This window comes from Hydrotalea sp. (assembly GCF_049968455.1).
Classification (GTDB): Bacteria; Bacteroidota; Bacteroidia; order Chitinophagales; family Chitinophagaceae; genus Hydrotalea.
The window spans coordinates 34,041-58,170 of record NZ_JBMFQT010000013.1 but is presented as its reverse complement, the minus strand read 5'-3'; the positions used below and the strand labels follow the sequence as shown (position 1 = coordinate 58,170).

Annotated in this window: 19 protein-coding genes; 6 read left to right on the top strand and 13 right to left on the bottom strand. The window is 35.2% G+C overall.

Annotated features, from left to right (window positions below; translation table 11 throughout):
• The first annotated feature begins 165 nt into the window (after window positions 1–165).
• The 4 genes from ACP5P5_RS10305 to gldN all read left to right on the top strand — a co-directional run bounded on the left by ACP5P5_RS10305 (window position 166) and on the right by gldN (window position 5,107).
• Window positions 166–1,458, top strand: coding sequence for an SUMF1/EgtB/PvdO family nonheme iron enzyme (locus tag ACP5P5_RS10305; protein WP_428286025.1), 1,293 nt, complete (start codon window positions 166–168; stop codon window positions 1,456–1,458).
• 126 nt (window positions 1,459–1,584) lie between these two features.
• The gene (gene gldL, locus ACP5P5_RS10300) at window positions 1,585–2,352 is read left to right on the top strand and encodes a gliding motility protein GldL (RefSeq protein WP_428286024.1); all 768 of its coding nucleotides are present in this window, start codon (window positions 1,585–1,587) and stop codon (window positions 2,350–2,352) included.
• Between the two features lie 56 nt (window positions 2,353–2,408).
• Entirely contained in the window at window positions 2,409–3,944 is a 1,536-nt protein-coding gene (gene gldM, locus ACP5P5_RS10295) for a gliding motility protein GldM (protein WP_428286023.1), read from the top strand.
• An 11-nt stretch (window positions 3,945–3,955) separates the two neighbouring features.
• On the top strand, window positions 3,956–5,107 hold the full coding sequence (gene gldN / locus ACP5P5_RS10290) for a gliding motility protein GldN (protein WP_428286022.1): 1,152 nt from the start codon (window positions 3,956–3,958) through the stop codon (window positions 5,105–5,107).
• Window positions 5,108–5,314: 207 nt separating this feature from the next.
• Here the strand turns inward: gldN and uvrC are convergent, their stop codons facing one another.
• The 4 genes from uvrC to ACP5P5_RS10270 form a co-directional block, all read right to left on the bottom strand.
• Window positions 5,315–7,138: an excinuclease ABC subunit UvrC gene (gene uvrC / locus ACP5P5_RS10285; RefSeq protein ID WP_428286021.1), complete on the bottom strand. Its 1,824-nt coding sequence runs from the start codon at window positions 7,136–7,138 to the stop codon at window positions 5,315–5,317.
• Between the two features lies 1 nt (window position 7,139).
• Complete coding sequence (locus ACP5P5_RS10280; protein WP_428286020.1) at window positions 7,140–7,730, bottom strand: hypothetical protein; 591 nt, start codon at window positions 7,728–7,730, stop codon at window positions 7,140–7,142.
• A gap of 61 nt (window positions 7,731–7,791) precedes the next feature.
• Window positions 7,792–9,252, bottom strand: a complete 1,461-nt coding sequence (locus ACP5P5_RS10275; protein ID WP_428286019.1) for an outer membrane beta-barrel protein — start codon at window positions 9,250–9,252, stop codon at window positions 7,792–7,794.
• A gap of 11 nt (window positions 9,253–9,263) precedes the next feature.
• Window positions 9,264–9,812, bottom strand: a complete 549-nt coding sequence (locus ACP5P5_RS10270; RefSeq protein WP_245898024.1) for an RNA polymerase sigma factor — start codon at window positions 9,810–9,812, stop codon at window positions 9,264–9,266.
• Window positions 9,813–10,028: 216 nt separating this feature from the next.
• On the opposite strand from ACP5P5_RS10270, the gene ACP5P5_RS10265 reads away from it, so the two are divergent.
• Both ACP5P5_RS10265 and ACP5P5_RS10260 read left to right on the top strand, forming a co-directional pair.
• A complete protein-coding gene (locus tag ACP5P5_RS10265) occupies window positions 10,029–10,364 on the top strand; it encodes a hypothetical protein (protein ID WP_428286018.1) in 336 nt (111 codons plus the stop codon).
• Window positions 10,365–10,427: 63 nt separating this feature from the next.
• Entirely contained in the window at window positions 10,428–12,944 is a 2,517-nt protein-coding gene (locus ACP5P5_RS10260; protein ID WP_428286017.1) for a TonB-dependent receptor, read from the top strand.
• A 77-nt stretch (window positions 12,945–13,021) separates the two neighbouring features.
• Here the strand turns inward: ACP5P5_RS10260 and ACP5P5_RS10255 are convergent, their stop codons facing one another.
• The 9 genes from ACP5P5_RS10255 to ACP5P5_RS10215 all read right to left on the bottom strand — a co-directional run bounded on the left by ACP5P5_RS10255 (window position 13,022) and on the right by ACP5P5_RS10215 (window position 24,114).
• Window positions 13,022–14,809, bottom strand: coding sequence for an ABC transporter ATP-binding protein (locus tag ACP5P5_RS10255; protein WP_428286016.1), 1,788 nt, complete (start codon window positions 14,807–14,809; stop codon window positions 13,022–13,024).
• A 115-nt stretch (window positions 14,810–14,924) separates the two neighbouring features.
• Window positions 14,925–16,214, bottom strand: coding sequence for an amidohydrolase family protein (locus ACP5P5_RS10250; protein ID WP_428286015.1), 1,290 nt, complete (start codon window positions 16,212–16,214; stop codon window positions 14,925–14,927).
• A 94-nt stretch (window positions 16,215–16,308) separates the two neighbouring features.
• Window positions 16,309–17,229, bottom strand: a complete 921-nt coding sequence (locus tag ACP5P5_RS10245) for a transporter (RefSeq protein ID WP_428286014.1) — start codon at window positions 17,227–17,229, stop codon at window positions 16,309–16,311.
• Between the two features lie 11 nt (window positions 17,230–17,240).
• Complete coding sequence (locus ACP5P5_RS10240) at window positions 17,241–18,263, bottom strand: cytochrome-c peroxidase (protein WP_428286013.1); 1,023 nt, start codon at window positions 18,261–18,263, stop codon at window positions 17,241–17,243.
• A gap of 5 nt (window positions 18,264–18,268) precedes the next feature.
• The gene (locus ACP5P5_RS10235) at window positions 18,269–19,063 is read right to left on the bottom strand and encodes an MbnP family protein (RefSeq protein WP_428286012.1); all 795 of its coding nucleotides are present in this window, start codon (window positions 19,061–19,063) and stop codon (window positions 18,269–18,271) included.
• A 201-nt stretch (window positions 19,064–19,264) separates the two neighbouring features.
• Complete coding sequence (locus tag ACP5P5_RS10230) at window positions 19,265–19,573, bottom strand: hypothetical protein (protein ID WP_428286011.1); 309 nt, start codon at window positions 19,571–19,573, stop codon at window positions 19,265–19,267.
• A 145-nt stretch (window positions 19,574–19,718) separates the two neighbouring features.
• On the bottom strand, window positions 19,719–21,269 hold the full coding sequence (locus ACP5P5_RS10225) for a YifB family Mg chelatase-like AAA ATPase (RefSeq protein WP_428286010.1): 1,551 nt from the start codon (window positions 21,267–21,269) through the stop codon (window positions 19,719–19,721).
• A 112-nt stretch (window positions 21,270–21,381) separates the two neighbouring features.
• The gene (locus tag ACP5P5_RS10220; protein ID WP_428286009.1) at window positions 21,382–22,695 is read right to left on the bottom strand and encodes a MutS-related protein; all 1,314 of its coding nucleotides are present in this window, start codon (window positions 22,693–22,695) and stop codon (window positions 21,382–21,384) included.
• A gap of 39 nt (window positions 22,696–22,734) precedes the next feature.
• On the bottom strand, window positions 22,735–24,114 hold the full coding sequence (locus tag ACP5P5_RS10215) for a dihydroorotase (RefSeq protein ID WP_428286008.1): 1,380 nt from the start codon (window positions 24,112–24,114) through the stop codon (window positions 22,735–22,737).
• Window positions 24,115–24,130: the final 16 nt, after the last annotated feature.

The window sequence follows — 24,130 nt, the reverse complement described above, 5'->3', positions numbered from 1 at the left end:
TGCATGCTCCCTGTTTATCCCTCCTGGAAAATAAATTAGTAAAAAGAACGTTAAGTAAATGCATCATTGAACTTTACTCAAAAAAAATTTAAAGTAAAACTAATTTAACAAAGTAGCATGATAGCTATTGAATGCTATATATTTGTCAAATTCTATTGAGCAATTATGAAGAAGTACCATTATAGTATCTTGTTGGTGTCGCTGGTTACTGTGGGTTTTACTGCTTGTTTTAAAGGAAAAAGCAAAAACCCCCTAGACGATGGCCAGTTACACGGAGTGGCCCCCGGTGGAGGTAAAAGCATGGGCAAACCTCGCGGCATGGTGTATATTCCCCCCGGAACCTTTCATATGGGTCCAAGTGATGAAGACATTAATTATAACTATACCGCCCGTAATCGTCAGGTATCCATAGCCGGTTTTTGGATGGATGCCACTGAAATTACCAATAACGATTATCGTCAGTTTGTTTACTGGGTGCGCGATTCTTTGGCTGCCAAGGAATTGGGGTATTACAAATCATCAGCCGGTGCTACAGGTGGCGATTCTGCCATTGCTATTGATTGGAATAAAGCTCGTACCATTAAATATGATGCTTCTAATTTAGAAAAGCTGGGTAATAAATTAATCTTGGCTCCGGATAATCGTTTATATGGCAAGCCCGATGTAGATCCTAACAAATTATTATATCAAGTAGAAACATTCAATCTATTTGAAGCTGCTAAACGCGAAAATGCAGGCCAACCTCGCAGTAAGTTTATTGTACGATACCAGGTTCCTATTTATCCCGATACATTAGTATGGATGCGAGATTTTTCTTATTCCTATAACGAACCAATGACCAAGCGCTATTTTGCTCATCCTGCTTTCGGTAATTATCCGGTAGTAGGGGTAAATTGGAAACAGGCTGTTGCATTCTGTCACTGGCGTACACATATTCAGAATGCTGCATTAGAAAGAAAGAAAATGGCAGTTGAAAGTGATTTTCGTTTACCAAGTGAGGCAGAATGGGAATATGCTGCAAGAGGTGGTAGAACCAATTCAATGTATCCTTGGGGTAACTATTATATTCGCAACAAGAAAGGATGTTTATTGGCTAACTTCAAACCTGGTCGTGGAAATTATGCGGAAGATGGTGGTTTTTATACAGTTCGTGTAGATGCTTATTGGCCTAATGATTACGGATTGTACAATATGTCTGGCAATGTGGCTGAATGGACTAATTCCTACTTCAATGAAAGTGCCTATAACTTTATGTCTGATATGAATCCAGATGTTCGCTATGAAGCCAAAGATTCTGATCCGCCTTTAATGCGCAGAAAGGTGGTGCGTGGCGGTAGTTGGAAAGATGTAGGTTATTTCTTACAAACCAGCACCCGTACATTTGAATACCAGGATAGTGCAAAATCTTACATTGGATTCAGATGTGTAATTGATTTAGCCCCTCGAATGAAAAAATAGAAAACCTAAACCTGCGAATTTCATTGATTAAAACTTTAATAAATTTTACGAATACTACCGGCGATAACCTTCGCAAGGCAGTATTTTATTAACCTAAACCCAGTAAAAATTTAAACTCACGTATTTATGGCAGCAAAAATTCCTCCTAAAGTTAGTAAATGGTTTGATGTTGGTGTATCTGTAGCAGCAGCAGTTGTTATTTTCGGTGCATTGCAGAAAATTTTGCATACTCCTATTGCAGATTTTATGTTGAAGGTAGGTTTAACTACTGAAGCTATCATTTTCTTAGGCTATGGTATTTTATATATTATTTACCCATATATGGATGATCATGAAGTGCATTTGCCAGGTCAAAAAGTACCTGCAGGCAACCCTGCTTTACAAACCATGGAAAAAATGTTATTAGAAGCAGATATTACACCTGCAAACTTGAGTAAGTTGAGTGCGGGTTTTCAAAAGTTAGGTTCTACTGTTGAAAAGATGGGTGAAATTGGTGATGTTGTTAAATCAACCGGCGATTTTAGCGCTAAAGCAAAAGAAGCTGCCGGTGCTTTAGGAACAGTAGCCGGAGCAGTAAATCAAACAACAGCTTCTTTATCTTCATTTAATGCTGCTGCTGAAAATACCAAGCAATTCCACACTCAGGTACAGGTATTAACTAAAAACCTAACTTCTTTAAATACTATTTACGAATTAGAGTTGCAGGAAAGCAATAATCATTTAAAAGTGTTGAATCAGTTTTATGGTAAGTTGGCTCAAACTTCTGAAGCTATGAATAATTCAGCAGGCGATGCATTAAAAGCGAAAGAACAAATTGCTTTATTGGCCAATAATTTGGGCAAATTAAATCAAGTTTATGGCAATATGTTAACTGCTATGCAGGGCCGTTCATAAAAAAATGGATAAAAACTTTCAACCCTAATTGTAAAAAAATAAACTGCACATAAACTATGGCATTACCTAAGGAGCCACGGCAGAAGATGATTAACCTGATGTACTTGGTGCTAACTGCATTGTTAGCGCTAAATGTATCGTCGGAAATTTTGAATGCCTTTAAAACGGTAAACAATAGCTTAGATACTTCCAATCAAATAATTGATCAAAAAAATCAAACGCTTTTTAAATCATTTCAGGAAAAACTGAATCAGGCAGACACAAAAGACAAAGCAGCGATTTGGTGGCCAAAAGCTCAAAAGGCACAACAGTTGGCTGATAATATGTACAATTACATTGAATCATTAAAGGAAGAATTAAAAAAAGCATCTGGTTATAATCCTCCTAAAGACACCACTTTTAAGGAAGATGATTTGGAAGCTACTTCCAGACTAATGGTAGAAGAGAAAAAAGGTAATGAGTTACAACAAAAATTAACTCAATTTAAAAATGATTTATTAGCCATTGATACAAGTTTTGCTGAACAATATGCATCAACGCTTCCGTTAGATGTATCAATACCTAAAACAGCTACTTCTGATGCTGCAAAAAAAGATTGGGCTTACGCTTATTTTAATATGACTCCCACCATTGCTGGTATTACCATATTAAGCAAGTTTCAAAATGATGTAAAAAACTCAGAAGCACGTGCGGTTGAATATTTTCACAGTAAAATTGGCGAGGTAAAAATGGTATTTGACACCTATGTACCTTTAATTGGACAAAGTGCTCAATATTTAATGCCGGGCCAAGAATTAGATGTTACTGCAGGTATTGGTGCATTTAATAAAGAATCGCGTCCTACCATTACTGTTGATGGTTCTTCTGTGCCTTTACAAGCAGATGGAACAGGGTTATATAAAACCACAGTTGGCGGTCCAGGTTCTTATGTAAAAAAATTACACATTAGTTACTTTAATCAGGCTACAGGTAAAGAAGAGTCTAAAGATATTGACATTAAATATACTGTTGGTTCTCCAACAGGTGCAAATGTTAGTGCTGATGCTACCCGTGTATTATACATTGGTGTTGCCAATCCTTTAACGGTTATCGGTGGAAGCGGAGTTGGTGATGAAAAGGTAAGTGTTTCTATCAGTCAGGGTTCATTAACTAAAACCGGCCCCGGCCACTATGAAGCACAGGTTACTACTCCCGGAGAAGCTACTATTTCTGTAAATGATGGTAAAAATGTTACACCATTTAAATTTAGGGTAAAAACAATTCCAGATCCGGTTGCCAAAGTGGGTAATAGTAAGGGAGGTAGAATGCCATTGAACGAGTTTAAGGCTATGGCAGGTGTTAGAGCAGATTTAGAAAACTTTATCTTCGAGAATTTAAAATACAATGTACTTAGTTATACCTTTATAGCAACAGGAAAGGCATTCTCAGAAAGACCAGGTATTTCTGTAAACAATGGAGCTGTATTTAGTGGTGAAACACGTGCTTTAATTGATAAATTAGGTCCTAATTCAACTGTGTTAATTGATATGATTAAAGTAGAAGGTCCAAACGGTGTAACTACTTTGCCACCCATCTCCTTCTATTTATACTAAAAATTTTAATTATGAAGAAAAACAGCATTCTATTAATTGTGTGTATGGTTGCCGCAGGCTTACTGCTGCTTGAAAGCAATGCTGCTTTAGCCCAGGCGAAAAAGCGCACTGCTCAAAGAAATACCAATACTACACCCGCCAAAACCTCGAATAATGCAAATAACCCTTATTTGCAGAATAGTGGCACTACTACTAGCGGATCAGGTAGTAATAGTTCTAACAATCCGTATTTGTCATCAGGTAATCAAACTAATACTAACACAACTGGAGCTAATGCTCAGACTACGGCCAACAATCAACCTAAAAACGGTTGTAAAGAGTATAGGCCACAACCAGGTGCTAGTGGAGGGTTATTTGATACCATAAAAGTTTCATTACGTCCTGATGATCCTACACGTAATTATGAAATGGTACGCGATAAAACTCCTTTAGCTTACGATTTTATTAGAGAAGATGATGCTGTTTTTAAGGAAAGAGTGTGGAGTGAAATTGATATTCGCGAAAAGATGAATCAGGTATTTGGTTATACTTCTAATGAAGATAACGGTAATCAACGCCTCATTTCCATTATTGTACAGGCGGTAATGAATGGTGATGTAACTGCATTTAATGCCGATGATGATCGCTTTACAACGCCCCTAACTAAAGATGATTTTGTTAAAACTTTGGGTGGAGGTTTCGATACAACGATGATGAGAGATATTGATGATAATGCAACTGGTATATGTAGAGTTGCACCTCGAGAAATTTCACCAGATTCTATCTATAAGTTTCGTATCAAAGAAGACTACATTTTTGATAAAGAAGCTTCTAGATTAGTACGTAGAATTATTGGTATTGCACCTATGATGAAGCGCTATTTATCTGACGGTTCTGCTGTTGGAGATGATTTATACCCTTTGTTTTGGGTTTATTACCCCGATATTAGACCCACTTTTGCCAAAGTACAAGTGTATAATCCAAAGAACAATGGTGCCAGAATGAGTTGGGACGATTTGTTTGAAAGCCATATGTATAGTAGCTATATTGTAAAAACCACGATGGATAACTTTAAAAATCAGTACTTTAAAGATTACATTAAAGATCCTTTATTCCGCTTATTGGCAGGTGAAAAAGTTAAAGAGAAAATATTTAACTACGAGCAGGATTTGTGGGCTTATTAACAATTAGTGACTACTACTCAAAAAGTCAGGCATTAAATTTGTGTAAATTATTTAAAATATTTTTTTAAGAAATTATTGTTATTTAAAAACTAATTAGTAATTTTATCTCGGTTTTTCATAGGATATTGGATTTTAAAGACGGGGCTGGATTTTTATCCTGGCCCTTTTTTATGCTCATAATTAACCCATTTCCTTTTTTAAGTAAGTTTATTGGTTTTCAGTGAAAGATAGTGCTTGGAAATAACTGCGTATTGCCGCTGCTTTTTTTTCACCCACTATGGGAATTAATGCATCTTCTGAAGCAGTTCTTAAATTCTTTACCGATTTGAATTGTTTTAATAGTTTATCAGCTGTAGCTTTTCCAATTCCGCTAATATTTTCCAGCTCGTTTTTAAAAGTACCTAACGAACGCTTGTTTCTATGAAAGGTGATGCCAAATCGGTGTACTTCATCTCTTATTCTTCTAATTAATAACAAACTTTCTGTATTCCAAGGAAGTTTTAATGACTCACTGTCTCCCGGGAAAAAAATTTCCTCTTCATTTTTGGCCAATCCTACAACAGTCAATTCGCCTAATAAATGAAGCGCATGAAGGGCCTCAATAGCAGCGTTTAATTGTCCTTTACCTCCATCAATTATTACTAATTGGGGAAGTGGTTGTTTTTCTACCTGTAATCGTTTGTAACGCCTATATACCACTTCATACATGGTAGCAAAATCGTTAATGCCTTTTACTGTTTTTACATTAAAACGGCGGTAATCTTTTTTGCTGGGTAATCCATTTTTAAAGCATACCATAGCCGAAACAGGGTAACTTCCTTGAAAATTTGAATTATCAAAACATTCTATGTGTAAAGGCGTTTGAGGCAAGTGTAACAATTGTTTCATTTCTTCTAATACCAACAGCATTTCTTCATTGCTTTTGCTTGTTAAATGCAGTGTTTTTTTTCTTCTTAGTTCTTCTTTAAAGTATGTAACATTTTTAGTGGCTAAATCCAGTAATTTCTTTTTGTCACCTGCTTTTGGTATGGTAATGCTAATATTCGCTTCAGAATAATCAATTTCAAATGGAACAATTATTTCTGTAGAGGTGCTATTAAATGTTTTTCTTATGTCAACAATCAGTAAGGGTAATATTTCAAATAGGGTTTCATCTAATTGCATTTCTACTTTTCGGGTATGCGTTTGTACAATAGTGCCGTTGTTTACCATTAAATAGCTAATAAAAGCTATATCATCTTCTTGTTCTATCGCAAATACATCTACGTTATTAACTTGTTTACTTACAATAACAGACTTAGCTTGATAATTTTCTAAATAGGCCAATTTGTTTTTAATGGCAGCAGCCTTTTCAAATTGTAAACCATTGGCATATTCCTGCATTTCATTTTTAAGTCTTTGGATTACAGGGCTTAAATTCCCTTTTAAAATTTCTTTAATTTGTTGAATTCCCTGATTATAGTCTTGCTCTGATTGTAGCCCTTCGCAAGGACCTTTGCAATTACCTAAATGATACTCAAGGCAAACTTTAAATTTATGCTTTTCAATATTTTGGGTATTTAAAGCAAGCTTACAGGTGCGTAGTGGTATGTATTGTTTAATAAAGTGCAATAATTCACGAACACTGCCTACCGAGCTATACGGGCCTAAATACTCTGACCCATCGTTTATTTTTTGACGGGTTAAAAATATTCTGGGGAAAGACTCATTTTTAATTACTATGTAAGGGTAAGTTTTATCATCTTTTAGATTAATATTATATTTTGGTTGGTATTGCTTAATGAGTGCATTTTCTAACAAAAGTGCATCTTGTTCAGAGTCAACTATTGTAAATTCAATATGCTCAATGCGTTTTACTAATTCAAAGGTTTTGTATCCGGTAAAATTTTTATTGAAATAAGAGCTTACACGTTTCCTTAAATCTTTTGCTTTTCCAACGTATAGCAATTGCTGTTCGGCGTCATAATACTTATAAATACCGGGTTTATGAGGAATAGTAGGTGCAATTTGTTGAAATGTTGTCGCGTTCATGTTAATGTTGCCAATTTACCAGTAATTTACTTTTGTTGATTACAGAATCTTTTAAAAGATATTTTTTATCGATGGTAAAATAGTTAGCCGGCTTCCAGTGTAGTGCTTCATCAATAACGGTATCGGAATTGTGTAGCATTTTGTGAATAAAAATATCTTTTAATGAATTATTGTTATCGTCATTCAATAATATAACAATTGATTTAATTGAAAGAGTATCATTATTAGATTTAGGGGTATATGTAAAGCTGTAACTATTGGTTGATAAGTCATGAAATACCGATTCGTTTAAATAGGGTTTTAAATCCTTACTGTTTAAATTAATTGATAAGAAAGGCTGAGCTAAAACTTCGAACTGTTGAGGATTTATAACAGAAGAATCTTTTTTTGTATGGATGTGGGTTTTAACTTGATACATGAAATAAGGTGTGTTTTTTACATCCTTCAATTCTTCTAACAATATTTCATGTAAGGGGTAAAAAGCAGTTGTATCATTAGTGGTAGTTGATTTATTGTTGTTCTGTTTTTGATGACAAGCATTTATGATTATAATTAAAGCCAATACAGTACAAAACAGTAATATTTTTTTCATGCTGCAAAATTATTTGAAACCCTACTAAAATGTGCAAAGTTGGGATTGTGCGAGTATTATTTTAACGAATAGGTTGTGTAAAGCCCACTTTTATACCATAATCCCATCTAAATTCTTTAATGGGATACAAGTCGTTATAGGTAGGGAAGTGTTGATAGCGAATTTGCGGACCAATAAACCAAGTACGGTTAGCTGTTTTGTAGGTAATATTTAAATCTAAACCGGTGTTGGCATTCCATTTTCTAAAAAAGGATGCACCATTCGCATAATATTTATAATCAGTAGAAAGAAGATAAACATTTTTGTTTAAAGTAAGTGTAGGTTGGAAAGTAATACCCGCATCAACACCAATTTTGCTATTGGGTAAGAAACTCCATTGTAATCCAATAGGCATTGATATTTGGTACAACTTATTATCTAATTTGGCATTTTGATAACCATTTGTATTGCTATAGGCCGATAGCATATTTACTGAATCTAACTGATGATTGCGGACATAAGCTATAGTAGCAATATTGAAGGGAGACCAATAAGCATCAATATAATATTGACGAATATTAAATTGAAGCCCGGTTTTAATTTGTAAATTTTTATTGAGTCGGTATAAAATAGCACCACCGGCTTCCATTCCTAATGCAGGCTTATGATGTACTACAGCATTCACATTACTGTTAACTAAATTATTGGTATTAACAGGACTATTCAATGCAAAAGTGCTGAGTTGAGCATAGTTTAAACGCTCCTGATTGTCTTCTAGGTTACGGTAGCTTATTGACGGTGTAATATATAACTGATAGGAAAATTTAGAAAGTTTCCATTCATTATTAATATGTTTACTGTTGTTATATGCAGTAGTTGTTACACTTTTTTTATACCCCACTTCTCTGATTTTCTGATTTAGCAAATTAAAGTTCGGATACAATACAAAACCTGTTCCTGCCATTTTTTGGATATTGCCGGTAGGATAACCATTGTTTTTAAAACTTTCTGTAGGTATTAATTCTGGTAAATCATTCTTTGCATTGATATGTTTGCTAATAATAGAAACATTTCGTAAAGTATTATTGAATGAATGTGCGGAAACAATTAAGTTTTTAGTTTCTTCTTCTTTTAATTGATGCAAAGCAGTGGCATGATTTTCGGTATATGCAGTAGCCTTAAGGGTTTGGTTAATTTTATTAATGGTTTTATTAGTTAAGGTAGAAGGATTGATACTTTGTTCCAACAAAGTACTCTTTTCATTCTTAACCACTTCGCTTTTAACAGAATTAAAATTGGCAATTGAAATTGGGATATATGTTTTGGTAAAAATATTTTTAGGCGGGTAATTATATATGGTAGTAATGCTGAGTGAAAGAATAATAAAGATGGCAATAAAAGTAAGTGCTTTCCATGAACCTTTTCCATGAATTTCAGTACGTATTTTATCCCATACTTGCTCAGAGGGATACATACGATGGTTCTTCACCTCGTCTTGCAAGAATTGTTCAAATTCATCATATTTACGAAAATTGCTTTCCATTATACCCGCACTTATTTACTAAAAACTGCCAGCCAGTTGTATTCCGGTTTCGGGCTGTCCACAATTTTTCGTTTTATTAATATATTTTCCAGCATAGTTTTGGCTCTGGTGTATTGGCTTCGGCTAGTACTTTCTTCAATATCCAGCATATCAGCAATTTCTTTATGGCTATACCCTTCAATCGCATATAAGTTTAAAACGGTTCTATAGCCAATAGGCAATTGCCTAATACATTCTATAATTTGTTTCCCTTGCAAAACAGAAGGAATCGTTTCCTCACGTGCTGAAAGATGCGTAGCATAATCCAATTCAACACTTTCATTAAATTTCTTATTCTTCTTTAAAAAATTAATGCAAGTGTGTACCATTATTCTTCTAATCCAGCCCTCAAAAGCACCTCTGTTTTGAAAAGAATGAATTTGGGTAAATATTTTAATAAAGCCTTCTTGCAACATATCCTCCGCATCCTGTTTATTATGCGCAAAACGGTAACACACAGATAACATTTTAGGGCTATATCTGTTATACAACTCACGCTGTGCAATAGGATCGTTTTGCATACATCCTTGTATTATTGCCTGTTCTGTCATTGCGGGGATAAATAGTTATCCTTAAATATAGGACATTTTGAAATGGTAAATGCTGCTTGTTGTATTTTTTTTGAAGGGTTGATTAATTCTACTAAACCGTTTATCCCATTTTTTTTTAAAAATGCTTGATTATGAGTAATTTTTGCTATTTACATTCTATATTTGCAACATTGTAACAAAAATTATTTGCGGAAAAAAAAATACATATCAGTTTTTACAGCATTTTTTTTAGCCCTGCTGCTATTGTTGGCTAATACACCTAAGCAGTGGTTACATAATTGGCTGGCAAAGCATACCGATATGCCCGCAGCGGTAGCTGTACCCAAAAATGGCCCAATCGTACATAACATAGGCTATAGTTGTGATGTAAATAATGTGGTAGTGGTAATGCCTTACCTTCCTTCAGTAACATTGCTTTCTGACCCTGCTGTATTTTATCATAATCCTCATCAAAACACATTTAAGGAGTCAATTATCAACAGCACGGTAAAGGTTGCTACTTCTCGTGGTCCCCCCAGATAAAACATTCTAACACTACTAATGCTTGCAGCAAAATGAATGTTTTATTGTTTTAATGAATTAAATATGATGCTAAAAATAAAAATATTGGCTTTGCCGATTTATGTACTTGCTATTTTATTGATACCTCAAATTTTGTTGGCTAATCATATTGATAATCCCAACCCATCTGTATTAACCGGAAAAGTAATAGATGCCAATACCCATAAACCTTTAGCCGGTGCAACTGTAACCATACCTGATTTAAAATTGGGTGTCATTACAAATGATAATGGTGACTATGAAATAAAAGGGTTGCCCATTGGTAATTTTTTGGTAGAAGTAAAATTTGTTGGTTATGCTACTGTAACAAAAAATGTGACGCTCAAAGGTAATGTAACTGCTAATTTTTCTTTGGATGAAAGTGCCGCTGAAATTGGTGAGGTTGTGGTAACAGGTACTTCTAAAGCCACACAAATAAAACGTAGTCCTGTACCGGTTGTTACTGTGAATCATAGTTATTTATTGTCGAATACAGCTACCAATGCTATTGATGCGATTGCAAAAATTCCGGGGGTGCAAACTGTAACAACTGGCCCTAATGTTTCAAAACCCATTATTCGTGGATTGGGTTATAATAGAATACTTACTTTGTACGATGGTGTTAGGCAAGAAGGCCAGCAATGGGGCGATGAACATGGTATTGAAATTGATCAATTTAGTGTTGATAGGGTAGAAGTAATTAAGGGCCCTGCCAGTTTATCCTATGGTTCTGATGCTTTAGCCGGTGTTGTAAATCTTATACCAACCCAACCTGCTCCTGAAGGTAAAATGATTGGTGATGTTTTATTGAACTATCAAACCAACAATAAGTTTATTGGTGGATCGGCTATGTTGGGTGCTACCAAAAATGGATTTGAATGGATGGCTCGGGTATCGCACAAACAGGCGGTTGATTACCAAAATAAAGTAGATGGTCGTGTGTTTGGTACTGCTTTTCGCGAAACAGATGCTAATGCATCTTTGGGCTTGCATCGCAAATGGGGATACTCGCATCTTAATTTAGTTTTATTCGATGATTTGCAAGAAATACCCGATGGAAGCCGCGATAGTGCTACTTGGAAATTTACCCGGCAAATTACTGAAATTGATACTGTTAGACAAATTGTTTCAGCGCATGATTTAAATAGTTATGCTATTGAGAAGTTACACCAACACGTGCAACATGCCCGTGTGTATTGGAGCAATAATTTTATTTTAGGTGAAAGCCGCTTAGATGTAAATCTTGGATTTCAAAACAGCCGAAGAAGAGAATATAGCCATCCGGAATTATTTACTATTCCCGGGCTTGACCTACAATTACAAACTTATACCTATGATGTGAAGTATCATTTTCCTTCATTGAATAATTGGGATTTAACTGCAGGGGTAAATGGCATGTATCAAAACAATACTGTTACTAACGGTACCGATTTTGTGATACCGAATTATCATCAATTTGATGTTGGTGGATTTATTTTAGGAAAGAAAACATTTGGCAAATTAGACATTGCAGGAGGGGCTAGAATAGATGGCCGTTCATTCAATAATCAGGCTTTGTATACAGATGCGAACCCGGTTACCGGTTTTGACATGGCTGTTTATGGTGCTGATACTGTTGGAGCACAAAAAGTATTTTCAGCTTACAAACATAATTTTTCCGGCTTTTCCGGTAGTATAGGTGCCACTTATAATTTTACGGAGAAACTGTCCGTAAAAGCCAATTTATCACGAGGGTATAGAGCACCCAATATTGCGGAACTATCGGCCAATGGAGTGCACCCGGGTACCAATATTTACCAAATAGGCAGTGATCAACTAAAGCCTGAATTTAGTTTGCAACAAGATGTTGGATTGGTTTATAGCTCTAAATATGCCGTTATACAAGTAAGCTTATTCAATAACGTTATTAATAACTATATCTATAACCAAAAGTTATCAAGCGTTAATGGTGGCGATTCTGTTATTGTGCAGGGTAATCAAACATTTAAATTTGTGGCATCTAAAGCCAACTTGTGGGGAGGTGAATTGAGCGTTGATTTACATCCAATTAAACAATTACATTTTGAAAATAGTTTATCTGTAGTAAATGCCATTAATAAAGGGGTGGATGGTAAAGCAGTTGCTGATTCCGAAAGATATTTGCCTTTAATACCACCTGCTCATGGCATATCGGAGTTGCGTTATAATTTTACATTACCCAAAATGAATATTAAAAATGCGTTTGTAAAAGTACAATTGGAATATTTTGCAACTCAAAATAGAATTTTCAGTGCTTATGGAACAGAAACACCTACACCCGGATATGCTTTATTAAATGGAGGCATTGGAGGAAGTGTTCTGAATAAAAAAGGCGAAGTACTTTTTAACTTATTTGTATTAGGCAATAACTTATTGAATTTGTCCTACTGGGATCATCTCAGCAGATTAAAATATTTTTATGGTGATTATAAAAATCCCGGTCCTAATGATAATCCCCGTGAACACGGAATTTATAATATGGGTAGGAATATCTCCATAAAAATTGATTTTCCTTTAAGTTATAATTTAAAGAAAAGTATTTAGCAGGTTTAGTTTTGGTAGAAAAAGGCCCTATTCCTTTACGGAGGGGCCTTTATGTTTGATAAACTTTAATTTTATTGTTACAATTGATGCATGATAGAGGGCTTTCTTTCGCCAATTTGTTGGCGCCACATAGCATAATATAAGCCTTTTAAAGCTACCAAATTTTCATGTGTGCCGGTCTCAACAATCTTTCCTTTCTCTAACACATAAATTCTATCGGCATGCATAATGGTACTTAAACGATGCGCAATTAAAACGGTAATTTGTGCTTTCTCATTAGATACCTGTTTAATGGTATTCGTAATTTCTTCTTCTGTTATTGAATCTAATGCGCTAGTAGCTTCATCAAACAATAATAAATGCGGCTTTCTAATTAATGCACGTGCAATGGAAATACGTTGTTTTTCACCTCCACTCAATTTTAACCCACTTTCACCAATCAGTGTATCAATTCCATTATCGGCTTTTGCCAATAATGGGTTGCAACTTGCTTTTTCTAATGCTTCAATAATTTCTTCATCTGTAGCATTCGGTTTTACAAATAACAAGTTTTCTTTAATGGTTCCTGCAAATAGTTGGGTGTCTTGTGTAACAATGCCAATTTGATTGCGCAGGTCATCGAAATTTAATTCGTTTCCATTAATGCCATTGTAATAAATGTTACCTTCTTTCGGCCTATATAATCCGGTTAGTAATTTCACCAATGTACTTTTACCTGCTCCACTTGGCCCTACAAAAGCAACGGTTTCCCCTTGGTGTACTTCAAATGAAATTCCATCAATAGCATTGTAATTAGCTGTTTGATGCTGAAAAATAACCTGTTCAAAATTTAGTGATTCAATATTTCCTATTTGCTGTGGGTTGGTAGGAATATGATCGGGCTCTTTACTCATTAAATTATGAAAATTATTAATTGATGCTTCAGCTTCCCGATAGCTTAATAGAATATTGCCAATTTCTTGTAAAGGTCCAAAAATAAAAAAGCTGTAAAACTGTAAGGTTATTTGTTGGCCGGTAGTAAGTATATCTTTAAAAATTAGCCACATTAATACCAGCATAATAATTTGCCGGAGCAAGTTTACAAATGTACCTTGTATAAAACCAATGGTGCGAATACTTTTTACTTTTTTTAATTCAAGTCCCAATATTTTATATGTATTGTTATTTAATCGCTTTATTTCCTGATCGGTTAATCCTAAGCTTTTTACCAATTCAATATTTCTTAAACTTTCAGTAGTAGCACCCGCCAAGGTAGTTGTTTCTCGTACAATACGTTTTTGGATAGTTTTAATTTTAGTACTTAGTTTGTTGGTTAGCCATGTTAAAATTGCAATGCCAATAACATAAGTGGGCATAATGCTCCAGTGTATGTGAAAAGCATAAACAGAAACAAAAATAACACCCACCAATATACCAAATAATACATTAATAAAATATCCAATAAATTTTTCACAGTCAGCTCTTGCTTTCGTTAAAATGGAAAGTGTTTCACCGCTACGTTGGTCTTCAAAATCTTGATAAGGTAGTCGCATGCTGTGTTTTAAACCATCAGTAAATAATGCTGCGCCAAATTTTTGAATAATTACATTCACCGCATAATCTTGAAACGATTTAGCAATTCTGCTTACCATGGCAGTACCCACCATTAAGCCTAAAAATCCTAGTACGCCATAAATATATTGCCATTCAGTGCGTGGTAATTTTTTTTCATGATCAAAAAAATGGGGATGATTAGAATATCGATCAATCAATTTACCAAACAGTAAAGGGTCGAACATTGAGAATACCTGGTTGATAGCAGCCAGCAGTAAGGCCAATGCAATTATCCATTTGTAAGGTTTAAGATATTGTAATAGTAATTTCATGAATGTGATGTTGTGCAATAAAAAATGTACGGTTAGTGTGTTAATGAATGTAAATAACTACACAAATAACAATAACCGTGCAATTTAGTTGCCATGCCGAAACGTCAGCAAATGCTTACTGCGATTTCCATATTTTACCATCTTTCATTACCCATTCTACTCGTTCAAGTATTTGGATATTGCTGAGTGGACTTCCCTTTACGGCAATAATATCAGCATAGGCACCGGGGGCAATTACGCCAATCTTACCATCTTGTTGTAAAAGTTCAGCAGCAGTGGTAGTAGCAGTTTGTATAGCTTGTAATGGGGTTAGCCCATATTTTACCATAAATTCAAAGTCTTTGGCTTCAGGTAAATTCCAATCATAACCGCCAATATCAGTTCCATAGGCAATTTTTACACCTGCTTTAAGTGCTGTTTGAAATATTTTAGGCGCAGCAGCCCTGAATTGCTGATTAATCATACTCCCTTCTTTAGCTCTTCCATCGGCCACATAATCATTCACAAATATGGTGGGACACCAGTATACACCTTTTTCGGCCATGGTTTTTGCACATTCTTCATCCATGCCACTTCCATGTTCTATACTTCTGCAACCGGCAGCAATTGCGGCTAAAATGCCATCTCTGGTCATAGCATGTGCAGCAAAATTTTTTCTGCTCTTTAAAGTCTCATCACCAATAGCTTCTATTTCTTCTTTGGTAAAATTGGGTAAACTTCTAAAACTGCCATCAGGTAATTGATAGTAACCTCTGTCTGCATAAATTTTAATCCAATCTGCACCATGTGCCAATTGTTCACGTACTGCTTTTCGGGCATCATCTGCGCCATTCACTTCTTGTATGCCTTTAGGTAAGTTTAATTCCCAGTTATATTCTTTAGGGCTAATGGGATAGTGTCCTACTGTGTTAATAGCACGTGTAGCTACAAACATTCTGGGGCCGGGAATTACCCCATTGTTAATGGCTTTTTTTACATCAACATCAGCATACATTGCCCCTTCCGTTTCTAAATCACGAATAGTAGTAAATCCATTATTCAAAGCAATGGCAGCACTGCGAGCTGCACGTAGTGTGCGGTAGGGTATAGATTCTTTTAATAATTGCGCAGCATAATCATCGCTGGTAATATCGCCTTGTAATAATACATGTGTATGGCAATCAATTAGTCCGGGTAAAACAAAATAGTTGGAAAGATTGATAACGCTATCTACTTTGTCTTTAAAGTCTGCTTTAGGAACAATTTTTTGAATAATATTATCCCGAACAACAATTACCTGATTATCACTAACGGTACCGGTTTTAACATCTAATAATTTTCCGCATTGTATGGCAGTAGTTCTTTGACTAAAGATAAAGCTTGTAAAAAGCAATACCATTAGCAGCAGTAAGTTTTTCTTAAGCATAATTTTGGTTTTATTGCCTAAGTTAATAAATTCTGCATATTAAAATGTATATGCCTTTATGCTTTTCTATAAATTGCTTTTTTGCAATTGGTATTTAAAACATTAAAGCAACGTGCATCATTATTCTGTTATTTGCTTTTACAAAACCATTTGCTAAGTTTTGTGTTAAGGCTGTTTGCCAGTTAGCGCCTAATGCAATCTTTTTTATGTTGGCTTCAACACCGACTGTTCCCAACAGTAATTTGCCACCCGATACATCAACTGAAAAATTTTGGTCGGTATCTAAGTTGCTGTTTTCATATTGAATACCTGAGTTGGGCGCTAATGTTAATTGATTGGCTATTTTAAATTTATAATATAGTTGCGCTGTTGTTGAAAATTTATTGCCATATTGGTATCCATATGCATTGGTAGTATTTATTTTATAATTGGCACTAATGTTTATGCCGGCATCTTGTAATCTGGCATCATACATCATATTCATGGTAAAATCTGTACTGCCGGTTCCTAATTGAAATAAGTTAGTGCTTTGTGTACTACTATTTTTATCTGCGGGATTGTATTGACCTGTTGGTAATTTAATACCTGTACCAACCCACAAGCTTTGTACGAATAAATGATGGTGTAATGTTTTTCGTTGCTGTATTAATGCATAATATAGCTGTAAACTCATGTCTCCCAATCCATTTTTTTGAATGCTAGTAGTAGCATTTTCTCTGCTATTAAAACTATAGGGTAGGGTAAACATTAAGCGCAAATTTTGATGTAAGTTCCATCCCCCCCATAATTCTCCTGTTGCATAGCTTTCTGTGTTGGTTAAGTAACTGGTAACTCCACCTACGCCAAGGTGGGTGCGTAAGCTATTGTATCTAAAGCGAAAGCCTATAATATGTTTTTGAAATTCCGGTAAAATACCTAAGTAGTTATTGCCTACGCCACAACCACATATATCGCAGCCATAGCTGAAAGAAAAGCTGAGTATCATCAATAAAAAACTAAGGGTAATTTTTTTCATTCTTAAAAAGTTTATTGTTCACTTAGCATTTTGTTTTCAACAAAATTTTTGTCGTTGAGTGTTTGAAGGAAAGCCAGTAATTGTTGCCTTTCCAGGTTTGATAAAGAGAAGCCCAAATGGCCATTTTGTTTAAGCAGCGGGTCTAAATTTGCTGCATCGGTAACATGGCCGGTATAAAAGTCAAGTACTCCATCTAACGTTAAAAATCGCCCATCGTGCATATATGGTGCAGTATAATAAAGATTGCGAAGCGATGGTACTTTGAATTTATAACGATCATTATCTTGTAAGGTAATGTCATATCTGCCAACATCATTTATATTATTGGGTGATAAGCCATTGTTACGGAAAGAATAATCAGTAAATAAAGGTTCTTTATGGCAGCCGGAACAATTATTTTTAAATATTGAATATCCGGCATTTTCAGCTTCTGTAAATGTTGCCTGATGCCGCATTACACTATCATATTTTGATTGATTACTGACACACATTAGCATGAATTGGGATAATGCTTTCAGTAAACGCGTTGTGGTAATTTCAGGTGTACCAAAGGCTTTTCGAAATAATTGCGGATATACAGGGGAATTACGTAATGTTTTTAAAACATTATCCATGGTATTACCCATTTCAACATGATTGGTAATAGGGGCAATGGGTTGTAAATCTAAATCAGCAATACCGCCGTCCCACATCAATGACGGACTCCAGGCTAAATTCATAATTGGTGGTGTATTGCGTGTACCCAAACTGTCGAAAATGCCATGGCTAACGCTATGCCCATGTTGTGTGAAAGCAGAAGTTTGTATATGACAAAAGCCGCAGCTTATGGTATTGTTTGCTGAAAGCGACGCATCATAAAATAATTTTCTTCCTAACACAAATCCATCCTCCGTTATAGGATTATTATTGAAATTATAAACCGGTGTTGGAAAATAATCCGGTGATGAAAACCCTGTAAATGCCTGTGTTATTTCTTTCTTGCAGGCAATAATACCTGCAAGAAAGAATACTAACCCAATAATTTTAAATTTCATACAGTTTAGTTTTCGGTATGATTGTGAGAAAACATATTTACATAGTTGTTTGCTATGTTAGCACTGAACGGACTCACCATTACTACCGCATTTTTTGCAATACTGATGTTGGTGGTTCCATTAAACACTTTTAAAACATCAACCAATAAATGAATATTAGCGGGCTTATTATTTTTTATTTTAGCCGTGCCACGTGCAGTTAAATCGAGTGTAATGGTTTTTAAGTTATTAATGGTGGGTGTGGTGTACCCGCCGAATAAACCTATATGGTATTGAAAAATATTTCCGTTTTGTGTAGAAGCAGGGGAAGTGCCTTCCATTTTAAAGAATATATAGCCGCTATTCCAACTCCAATACATACCTGCTGCTGTTCCCGCCGGGTCTAATACTCCCGTTCTTTTACTAATATCCATAGTATTTCTTAAACTATCAACACCAACCACAAAACTTAATTTGGTGTATTCGCCTTCAGGTACTTTTAATTTGGGAATGGTAGAGTTGGGAATACTTTCATCAATTAAAAAATAACAACTGTCTTGCGGTATGGTAACCGTTGTACCATCTGTTTTAGTTAATACAAAATTGCTGACAAAGTATTTCAACAAGGTTACTTTAAAACTTTCATTGCTGGCATTAGTGTAAGTGCCGGTATTGAGTTGTAAATCTTGATTGCCGACTACATTATCAAATTCTATGGATAGTTGTCCTGTAGCTGATGTATTGTATTCCGGTGCAACTTCTTTTTTACAGGATGTAATGATGAGTGTTAAAGCTGAAAATAGAAATAATATTTTTTTCATAAAATAATATGATATTTTATTTGATTAAAATAATGGGTATATGCTTTTTTATTAAAGCTTGACTGATACCTTATCATACATGGCTTTTAAGCAAAGTATTGCCATTACAAAAAATTCATCTTTGTTTGAACCTTTTTGATAAGTAAAAAGATACCTGACTCAATTTTTCAATTGAATACAGAAAGTAGTATGTGTGTGCTATTAGCCGGGTGGATGAAAAATTGCAAGGGCCATTTTAACAGGATGCCCGATTTGTGTTATGGAACAAAAATTTTGTTTTGTTGCAGTAGTATTTGGAATAGAAAGAGTTAAATGATGTTGATTGAAAATTGAAACTTCTTCTTTGTTATTGAGTTTTTGTTCAGGATTTTTTTGTTCGTTTTTTTCTGCTTTAGATAGTTGCTTCATCATTTGGCATTTACCATTACAATGCAGCATGGGCTTGTCTTTGTTTTCGCAGTGTATAGCAAAACTGTTGGTGTTTACATAATAGTCGGCAACAATGAGCAAACGATTAAATGTTTGTAGCAGGAAGGGTATTAAAAGTACTATAGTGCCAATTTGCCTCAACGGAATGCTTGATTTTTGGCAAAGTTATTATAAAATCATTTAAAAAATATGATTCAAAGCAGTATTTAAAAAATTTAATGTCATGTTATCCTGCCCACCCTTCTCGGTCTAAACTACGGTATTGTATTGCTTCTGCAATGTGCGATGCTTCTATATTTACACTGTTTTCCAAATCGGCAATGGTGCGTGCTACTTTAATAATTCTATCATATGCTCTTGCCGATAAATTTAATTTTTCCATTGCCTTTTTTATTAATGCTTCGCTTGTACTATTCAACGTACAAAATGTTCTTAATGCTTTAGTGTTCATTTGTGCATTGGCATAAATACCCGGGAAATTTTTATAACGTTCAGCCTGTATATTTCTTGCTTTCATTACACGTTGACGAATAGTGGCTGAATTTTCGGATGTATGGTTTTGTTGGCTTAATTCATTAAAGGCAACCGGTGTAACTTCTACATGCAAATCAATTCTATCTAATAAAGGTCCGGACACCTTGTTTAAATATTTTTGTACAACTCCCGGTGCACATGTACATTCCTTTTCCGGATGGTTATAGAATCCACAGGGACAAGGATTCATAGAGGCTATCAGCATAAAATTTGCAGGAAAATCAACTGCCATTTTTGCTCTTGAAATCGTTACTTTTCTTTCTTCCATTGGTTGACGCATTACTTCTAAAACTGTACGTTTAAATTCCGGTAATTCATCTAAAAACAATACCCCATTATGTGCCAATGAAATTTCGCCAGGTTGTGGATTTCCGCCGCCGCCCACCAAGGCAGCATCACTAACTGTATGGTGTGGTGAACGGAATGGCCTTTGCGCAATTAAAGATGCATGTTCAGGTAATTTGCCTGCAACACTATGTATTTTGGTAGTTTCTAAAGCTTCATGTAAAGTTAAAGGTGGCAATATAGTGGGTATACGTTTAGCCAACATGGTTTTTCCGGCACCGGGCGGACCAATTAATATCACATTGTGACCTCCGGCAGCAGCAATTTCTAATGCACGCTTAATATTTTCCTGACCTTTTACATCGCTAAAGTCAAATTCAAAATTATTTTGTTCTGTAAAGAAATCCTCTCTTGTATTTACCACTAGCGGTTGTGCATTGCTGTTTTCATTAAAAAAGTTTACTACTTCATTAATGTGTTGTACTCCATATACCTGTAAATTATTCACCATAGCCGCTTCCCGAGCATTGGCTAATGGAACAATTAGTCCTTTAAATCCTTCTTTTCTTGCTTGTATGGCAATGGGTAGGGCACCCTTAATGGGTTGAATAGTACCATCTAAACTTAATTCCCCCATTATAATATAATCTTTAAGAGCCTCGGGATTGATGATTTGTTCCGTAGCACCTAATACGCCAATGGCAATAGGTAAATCAAATGCTGCACCTGTTTTTTTAATATCGGCGGGGGCCATGTTTACTACCAAGCGCATGCGGGGCATTCTGTAATCGTTGGTTTTAATGGCGCTTTCAATACGTTGTAAGCTTTCTTTTACAGCGTTATCAGGTAAGCCCACAATAAAGTATTTTATTTCGCCGCTATTGCTAATGTTTACTTCAATGGTGATGGTTATGGCATCAACACCATAAACGGCGCTTCCATAGGTTTTTACCAGCATATACAACAGGGTATTGGTAGTGTTTTACGCAACTATAATTAATTGCTTCACACTATGTTTTCAATATATGTTAATTTTTCAGAAACTAATATAAAACAAAAATCAATACCTGTTACAACTTATTCAATAAATCAACAACTCCCTCTTTACGCATAATTAAATAGCCCAATCGGTCATTGCTAATTCCATCTTTTAACTGATAGCTAAAAATCAGTTGTTCATTTTCTATGCTGGTTTCAAAATATTTGAATTGAATGTTAGGATGTGTTTTAAGTTCTTGCCCAATTTCATATAGATGGGTGGATAATATAAAGAGGGAGTTATTGATTTTTCGGAGACCTTCTATTACTGAAATACTACACTTTACGGCATCTTGCTGGTTGGTGCCTTTAAACAATTCATCTATTAAAACCAGCCAGTTGTTCCCATCCGTAATTTTTTCAATAGTATTTTTTATGCGTTGCACTTCTTTAAAAAAGTAACTTTCTCCTTGTATAATGTTGTCTGTTAAATTAATGTTGCTGATTAATCCATTAAAGAAGCTGAGTTGCATTGACGAAGCCGGAACTGACATTCCTACATGCGCTAAATAAGCACATAAACCCACTGCCTTAATAAAAGTGCTTTTGCCGGCCATGTTGGCACCGGTTAAAAAAACAAAATTGCTTTGTGGAGTAATACTTACATTATAAGGTACCGGGGTTGGCAATTGTATATGAAATAAATCTGTAGCCTGAATAAAAGGTCCATTCATTGATTTAAATTCAGGAAAGTGTAATTGAAAACGTTGGGTAGCTATAGCTAAACTTAAGTAGGCATCTAACTGGCTATAAATTTCAATTAACTCATCTAAAGCATTTTTAAAATGGTGTTGCACAAAGTAACCGTAACTTAATATAGTTGCTTTTCCTAATGATTTTTCCTTATTATACAGCAACATTTCTTGTGCCATGGGTTTGCTAAGATGCAATGTAATTTTTTCTATCCATTTTTTTAATTGCTTGCTGTTAGCAGGTGATAATAAGGTAACAATTTGTTGAAGCCCTTGCAAAAAATGAATACTATGTTCAACAGAATATTTAATAAGGGAATAATCAGGTTTTTTGAAAGTGGCGTACATCCAGGCAGAAACAGCATCGGGTTTAGGATTAAAACTATCTACCTGAGTTTCAAAAAACTTTTCCAACACCATTATCGTTCCATTGGTAATGGTAGCAGGCCATTGTTTGTTAATTTCAACCAATTGTTGTATGGTTTTTTGTGTGTCCTGTATGGCATCAATACTTCTTAATGGTTGTTGTAAAATTTTTTTTAATAAAATTCTTCCTCCATCGGTGTGTGTAAAATTCAGTTGTTGCCAAATGGCTATGGTATCATTGTTACCTATGATACCTAAATCGCGTAGTGTTATATCGTCTACCTGCATAGGTGAAAGTTAGGAAAAGTTTTAGGTTTCCATGGCTTGTTATCGGTTAAATGCCAAACGCATGCCTTTTACAGATTCATCAATGCTGCCATTTGCATAAACCAAGTGTCCGTTTACAAAAGTTTTGTCTATTTGCATGGGGAAAGCGGTGCCTTCTAATGGGCTCCATCCGCATTTATACAACAAATTATCTTTTGTAACGGTAATGCCTTGTTGTGGGTTTATCAATACAACATCGGCAAAGTATCCTTCCCGTAAGTAGCCGCGTTCTTTAATTTGAAAACAGTCGGCTACTGCATGACTCATTTTTTCCACTACTTTTTCAATACTAATTTTTCCTTGCTGAACATAGTATAGCATTAGCAATAAACTATGTTGAACTAATGGCAAGCCGGCATGTGCATGCAAATAATCAGCATTATTGCAAACCAGCTTTCCGGTTTGTGCATCACGCATAAATCCTTTTTCTGCTAAAGTGTGTGGGGCATGGTCGGTAGCAATCACATCTAACCGATTATCTAATAATGCTTCCCATAAAGCTGATTTATTATGTGGTGCTTTAATAGCAGGGTTGCATTTAATTAAATTGCCCATTTGTTCATAATCATCATTAGTAAAATGCAAATGGTGTACACAAACTTCAGCCGTTATTCTCTTTTCTTTAAGCGGAATTAAATTGGTAAATAGTTGCAACTCTTTGGCTGTTGAAATATGTAGGATGTGTAATCTACTACCATGTTTTTGGGCATATTGTATGGCTTTCCATGATGATTCAAAACAAACTTCATCATTGCGAATAATAGGATGATCGGCTGCCGTAAGTGTTTTTTGTTGTTGCAAAGCCTGAAATCGCTCTTTTATCATTTTCTCCTCTTCGCAGTGGGTGGCTATTAATACCTCACAACCACTAAATATTTTTTCGAGGCTTAATGGATTATCTACCAACAAATTACCGGTTGATGAACCCATAAAAATTTTAATACCACAAATGGATTGCTTTTTTTCATTGGTTTTCATTACCTCATCATAATTATCGTTTGAGGTACCCATGAAAAAAGAATAATTGGCCAAAGCATGTTGACTGCCCATCAAGTATTTTTCCTCCAACAGTTCCTGTGTTAAAGCAGGGGGATAGGTATTCGGCATTTCCATAAAACTAGTAACACCGCCGGCCACGGCAGCGGTTGATTCCGTTTTTATATTCGCTTTATGGGTTAATCCCGGTTCCCGGAAATGCACCTGGTCGTCAATGCATCCCGGTAAAACGTATAAGCCTTCCGCATTAATTTCTTTTACGGAAAGCTTCGTATCTATGTTTGGAGCTATTTTTTCAATTCTTCCGTCTTTAATCAATAAATCGGCATAATATTTTCTGCCTTCATTAATAATATAGCCGTTTTTAATAAGGTATGTGTGCATGTTCCATTATTTTTGT

Bases quoted from the DNA above. Each gene is read 5' to 3' on its own strand.
- ACP5P5_RS10280 (WP_428286020.1), bottom strand. From the start codon at position 7,730: ATGAAAAAAATATTACTGTTTTGTACTGTATTGGCTTTAATTATAATC.
- gldN (WP_428286022.1), top strand. From the start codon at position 3,956: ATGAAGAAAAACAGCATTCTATTAATTGTGTGTATGGTTGCCGCAGGC.
- ACP5P5_RS10235 (WP_428286012.1), bottom strand. From the start codon at position 19,063: ATGAAAAAAATATTATTTCTATTTTCAGCTTTAACACTCATCATTACA.
- ACP5P5_RS10240 (WP_428286013.1), bottom strand. From the start codon at position 18,263: ATGAAATTTAAAATTATTGGGTTAGTATTCTTTCTTGCAGGTATTATT.
- uvrC (WP_428286021.1), bottom strand. From the start codon at position 7,138: ATGAACGCGACAACATTTCAACAAATTGCACCTACTATTCCTCATAAA.
- ACP5P5_RS10245 (WP_428286014.1), bottom strand. From the start codon at position 17,229: ATGAAAAAAATTACCCTTAGTTTTTTATTGATGATACTCAGCTTTTCT.
- ACP5P5_RS10270 (WP_245898024.1), bottom strand. From the start codon at position 9,812: ATGCAAAACGATCCTATTGCACAGCGTGAGTTGTATAACAGATATAGC.
- ACP5P5_RS10250 (WP_428286015.1), bottom strand. From the start codon at position 16,214: ATGCTTAAGAAAAACTTACTGCTGCTAATGGTATTGCTTTTTACAAGC.
- ACP5P5_RS10215 (WP_428286008.1), bottom strand. From the start codon at position 24,114: ATGCACACATACCTTATTAAAAACGGCTATATTATTAATGAAGGCAGA.
- gldL (WP_428286024.1), top strand. From the start codon at position 1,585: ATGGCAGCAAAAATTCCTCCTAAAGTTAGTAAATGGTTTGATGTTGGT.
- ACP5P5_RS10220 (WP_428286009.1), bottom strand. From the start codon at position 22,695: ATGCAGGTAGACGATATAACACTACGCGATTTAGGTATCATAGGTAAC.
- ACP5P5_RS10225 (WP_428286010.1), bottom strand. From the start codon at position 21,269: ATGCTGGTAAAAACCTATGGAAGCGCCGTTTATGGTGTTGATGCCATA.
- ACP5P5_RS10275 (WP_428286019.1), bottom strand. From the start codon at position 9,252: ATGGAAAGCAATTTTCGTAAATATGATGAATTTGAACAATTCTTGCAA.
- ACP5P5_RS10305 (WP_428286025.1), top strand. From the start codon at position 166: ATGAAGAAGTACCATTATAGTATCTTGTTGGTGTCGCTGGTTACTGTG.
- ACP5P5_RS10255 (WP_428286016.1), bottom strand. From the start codon at position 14,809: ATGAAATTACTATTACAATATCTTAAACCTTACAAATGGATAATTGCA.
- gldM (WP_428286023.1), top strand. From the start codon at position 2,409: ATGGCATTACCTAAGGAGCCACGGCAGAAGATGATTAACCTGATGTAC.
- ACP5P5_RS10260 (WP_428286017.1), top strand. From the start codon at position 10,428: ATGATGCTAAAAATAAAAATATTGGCTTTGCCGATTTATGTACTTGCT.